The organism is Treponema endosymbiont of Eucomonympha sp. (assembly GCF_001028545.1).
Map to the genome: position 1 here is coordinate 1 of NZ_BBPW01000270.1, position 887 is coordinate 887.

Annotated in this window: 1 protein-coding gene and 1 pseudogene; both read left to right on the top strand. The window is 56.1% G+C overall.

Annotation, left to right across the window (positions count from 1 at the left end; all coding sequences use genetic code 11):
- Positions 1–260, top strand: a pseudogene (locus AWU74_RS06465) (ABC transporter ATP-binding protein); the annotation flags it as partial.
- Positions 261–283: 23 nt separating this feature from the next.
- Positions 284–887 (top strand): ABC transporter permease (locus AWU74_RS06470; protein ID WP_238580210.1); only part of this gene is annotated, 604 nt, incomplete at its 3' end.

Consider the following 887-nt stretch of genomic DNA (forward strand, 5'->3'; position numbering starts at 1 on the left):
CATACACACGGCGGGTTATGCAGAACGAACTGGTGCGTATCTGGCACGAAACGAAGAACACGGTCATATTCGTAACGCACGATATTCAGGAGGCTATCTTGCTGGGACAGCGGATACATATTATGTCGAGAGCGCCGAACGCGAATATCTACAAAACATACCGCGCGGACATGTCTTACCCGCGCAAAGAGACCGACCCGGAGTTTCAGGAACTGTTCACCCGGATTCAAGGGCATTTTGACTATGGCGGCGGCGTTTGACCGGCACGCAGAATGGAGAGCGCGTGAAAAATTTAGGACGTGCGGGGAACATATCCGCGCTTCCGCAGACGGCGCGGTTCTTGCTCCGCAGCGGATTCTTTACGTGGGTGTTTCTCTGCGTCCTGTGGCAGATAGCGTCCCTGTTTTACAGCCCGACCTTTCTGCCCGGACCGCTGGCAACGCTGCGAGGCGCGAAGGAACTGATTCTCGACGGCACCCTGCTCAAATTCGGCGCAATAAGCATCGGCCGTGTGCTAAAGGGCTGGGCGCTCGGCAGCCTGATTGCGGTGCCAATCGGCATACTTATCGGGCGCAACCGACTTGTTTGCGAATTCGTGGAACCGTTTATAGACTATTTCCGGTTCATTCCCGCTATCGCCTTCCTGACGCTGTTCATCATGTGGTTCGGCGTGGGCGAGCAGTCGAAGACGATTCTTATCATGTATGCCACGGGCTTTACGGTCGTCATAAACACCGCAAGCGGCGTTATGAGCATAGACCCGAACCGCGTTCTGGCGGCGCGGACGCTGGGTACGAGCGAAGCGAAGATTTTGTTTCACGTCATCCTGCCGGAATGCGTGCCGTTCATTTTTACGGGCGTGCGGCTGGGCATGGGCGGCGCGTATA